This window comes from uncultured Escherichia sp. (genome assembly GCF_948475835.1).
Classification (GTDB): Bacteria; Pseudomonadota; Gammaproteobacteria; order Enterobacterales; family Enterobacteriaceae; genus ECMA0423.
In genome coordinates, this window is sequence record NZ_CAOLGM010000215.1 from 1 (window position 1) to 3,742 (window position 3,742).

Annotated in this window: 4 protein-coding genes; 1 reads left to right on the forward strand and 3 read right to left on the reverse strand. The window is 49.4% G+C overall.

What is annotated here, in order from left to right; translation table 11 throughout:
- On the reverse strand, positions 1-939 hold a 939-nt coding region (locus QZF50_RS22965), incomplete at its 3' end, for a nucleoside transporter C-terminal domain-containing protein (RefSeq protein WP_290389014.1).
- 99 nt (positions 940-1,038) lie between these two features.
- Complete coding sequence (gene rihB / locus QZF50_RS22970; protein ID WP_290376397.1) at positions 1,039-1,980, reverse strand: ribosylpyrimidine nucleosidase; 942 nt, start codon at positions 1,978-1,980, stop codon at positions 1,039-1,041.
- Positions 1,981-2,109: 129 nt separating this feature from the next.
- Here rihB and QZF50_RS22975 point away from each other — a divergent pair, with 129 nt between their 5' ends.
- Complete coding sequence (locus QZF50_RS22975; RefSeq protein WP_000658580.1) at positions 2,110-2,808, forward strand: transcriptional regulator YeiL; 699 nt, start codon at positions 2,110-2,112, stop codon at positions 2,806-2,808.
- Positions 2,809-2,878: 70 nt separating this feature from the next.
- Here QZF50_RS22975 and QZF50_RS22980 read toward each other — a convergent pair.
- The coding region (locus QZF50_RS22980; RefSeq protein WP_290389015.1) for a nucleoside transporter C-terminal domain-containing protein at positions 2,879-3,742 on the reverse strand (864 nt) is incomplete at its 5' end.

Sequence of the window (3,742 nt, forward strand, 5' to 3'; positions counted from 1 at the left end):
CCAGTCAACCCCCATCACCCACGCCAATGGGGCCAACAGGTAACCTAAAATGGACTCCAGCGAGGCATGTGCAAAACCAAACCAGCCGCCAACGCCGCCGATAATACCATTAATTAACGCAATGATGGCGACAAATGCCATAACAACTGTCGCTACACCGGCGGCGATTTTCAGCCCGGTCATTGCCCCTGTCGCAGCGGCTTCAATAATGCTTTTTGGCGGTGTTTCGGTGAAAGAGAGGTTTTTAAAGGAAACCTGCGAAGATTCCGTAGCCGGGCTTAACAGGCGGGCAAACAAGATCCCGCCTGGGATCGCCATTAACGATGCCGCCAGCAAATATTCCACAGGTACGCCCAGGGCGGCGTAACCAATCATTGTCGAACCAGCAATCGAGGCCATGCCACTACAAATCGCTGTAAATAATTCATTGCGATTCAGACGATCGATAAAGGGTTTGACGATCGCCGGAATTTCGTTTTGCCCGAGGAAAATGGTGGTGACCGCGACGAATGACTCAATCTTGCTGATATTTAATGCTTTCTGGAATATACCGCCGAGAATGCGAATTAAAATCCCCATCACACCGATGTAGTAGAGAATACTCACCAGTGCAGTGACGAAGATAATTGCCGGTAATACCCTGAAACCAAAGATAAATCCTGCGCCATCAAACAGCGTGTCCATTTTCGGCCCGACCAGCGAACCGAAGATAAATGCGCTACCCGCGTCGCTGTACGCCATCACTTTATGCACGCCAAAAGCGACTTTTTCAGCGACCCAACGCCCTGGCGGTAACCAAAGCATAATCCCGCCAATCACAACCTGTAACACTAACGCCGCGCCAACGGTACGCAGGCTGATCTTCTTCTTGTTTACTGACAGCAAAAATGCAATTGCCAGCAATACCACCATTCCCAGAACACTTCTCATGACATCCATAGTGATTATCTCTTCATGTCATATTGGGCGACGGCTTTCTGCCCATCAGAAATAGCCGGGCCTGCATCTTGCGCTATCGGCCCGGCTTGTTATCAACGCTTAATGGGTTTTGATGTAGCCGCGCACGCACTCTTCGACTAAGCCCCAGAACCAGTCGGTATCAATAGTGATGCCGACTTTGGTATTGGCGGGCTTGCCAAGAACGCCCAGCTCGTCGCAGACGGTGCGCCCATAGCAAGGGCCACTGTTGACGTCCACTTCGACGTACATCTCCTGGGTTTTAATGCCATCAGGGTTAATCAGATAACCGATGCAGGTGGCGTCGTGCACCGGGCCGCCAGCCAAGCCGTAGTTTTCGAACTGCGTTTTGAGAGTGAAGTTCATGATGTCGCTGAACAGCTCTCCGGCAGGGCCGCCTGCCCTTTCCATCCGAGCAATCACGTCCGGGGTGCAAACGGTCTGGTTGGTGAGATCGAGGCCCATCATCACTAATGGAACGCCAGAGGTGAACACCACGCGGGCTGCTTCCGGGTCAGCAAAGATGTTGAACTCGGCAGATGGCGTGAAGTTGCCTGTACCGTAAGCGCCGCCCATTAGCACAATTTCACGGATTTTGGGCAGGATCGCGGGTTGCATACGCATTGCCACCGCGATATTTGAAAGCGGACCAACCGGCACCAGAGTGATATCGCCATCGCTTGTCATCAGGGTATCAATGATGTATTTCACCGCGTGGGTACTTTCTGCCTGGCGGGTCAGCGGCTCGAATACCGGGCCATCCAGTCCGGTTTCACCGTGAATATTATCGGCAACGATTTGTTGACGCATAATGGGTTGCGGCATCCCCGCATAAACCGGAACATTAATCTCCAGTTTCTGGCAAACATTCAGGTCATTAATTAATGTTTTATCAAGCGTCTGATTACCCGCTACAATAGTGATGCCTAATAAATCTATTGCCGGATGTTTCGCTGCCATCATCATTGCAATAGCATCATCATGACCCGGATCACAATCCAGAATAATTTTTCTCTTTTCCATTGTTTATTTCCTCTGTTTCCAGTTGCGTTATTTTTTCTACAGCAAAGAAAATTCGACCGGGCCGATGATTGAATCTTACCAACCGCGTACGTATGCTAAATATGAGAAATCTCATAGCGGATAAACATCGTGAAAGAAATCCACAATAATGATCTTAAGCAGCAATTGATGAGTGAATCCGCGTTTAAGGATTGCTTTTTAACGGATGTTTCAGCCGATACGCGGCTGTTTCATTTTTTAGCGCGTGACTACATTGTGCAGGAAGGGCAACAGCCGTCCTGGCTGTTTTACCTGACGCGAGGCCGCGCCAGGCTTTACGCCACGCTAGCTAATGGTCGCGTGTCGCTGATCGATTTCTTTGCCGCCCCCTGTTTTATTGGCGAGATTGAGTTAATCGACAAAGACCATGAACCGCGTGCGGTGCAGGCTATTGAAGAGTGTTGGTGCCTTGCGCTCCCTATGAAACATTACCGCCCGCGGTTATTAAACGACACGCTATTTTTACGAAAACTCTGCGTCACCTTAAGTCATAAAAATTATCGTAATATTGTTTCTTTAACTCAGAATCAATCATTTCCGTTAGTGAATCGCCTGGCAGCATTTATATTACTCTCGCAGGAAGGTGATCTTTATCACGAAAAGCATACGCAAGCAGCAGAGTATTTAGGCGTTTCTTATCGACATCTTTTATATGTTCTCGCGCAATTCATTCACGACGGTTTATTAACTAAAAGCAAGAAAGGGTATCTCATTAAAAACAGAAAGCAGTTGTCAGGACTGGCGCTGGAGATGGACCCGGAGAATAAATTCTCCGGGATGATGCAGTAAAAATTATTTGCAATAGCGCGATTGCCGGATGCAACGCTTAATACGTTTTATCCGGTCTACAAATCGAGCATTACGCCAGACCAATAAAGAACCCGGCAATAGTCGCACTCATCAGGTTGGAAAGCGTTGCTGCTGCCAGCGCCCGTAAACCAAGCTGGGCGATTTCCGGCGCGCGTTTTGGCGAAATAGCCGAAAATGCGCCAACGACAACACCGATAGAACCAAAGTTAGCAAAACCACAAAGCGCAAAGGAGATAATCGCAATGGTTTTCACTTCCAGCGTGCCGCCCGTTTGCAGGTATGGGGAGAAACTCAGGTAAGCGACGAATTCGTTAATCGCCAGTTTCTGCCCAATCAGGCTACCCGCAAGATTGGCATCACTCCAGTCCACACCCATGATCCACGCCAGCGGTGCCAGCACATAGCCAAAAATACTTTCCAGAGAGGCATTGGCGAAACCAAACCAGCCACCAATTCCGCCGATAATGCCGTTGATCAGCGCAATAATTGCGACAAACGCCATTACCACCGTCGCTACACCAGCGGCGATTTTCAGCCCGGTCATCGCACCGCTCGCCGCCGCTTCGATAAAGCTTTTTGGCGGCGTTTCGCTGAACGACAGATTTTCAAATGTGACCTGTGAAGGCTCGGTGGCCGGGCTAAGAATACGTGCAAACAAAATACCACCTGGGATCGCCATCAGCGATGCCGCTAACAGGTAGTCAATTGGTACGCCCATTCCGACATAACCAATCATCATCGAACCAGCAATGGACGCCATCCCGCTACAAATTGCGGTAAACAACTCGTTGCGATTCATGCGATCGATAAACGGTTTAACGATCGCCGGTATCTCATTTTGCCCGAGGAAAATAGTTGTGACTGCGACAAAAGCTTCGAGTTTGCTGATGTTAAGAGCTTTCTGGAAAATGCT

Bases quoted from the DNA above. Each gene is read 5' to 3' on its own strand.
- rihB (WP_290376397.1), bottom strand. From the start codon at position 1,980: ATGGAAAAGAGAAAAATTATTCTGGATTGTGATCCGGGTCATGATGAT.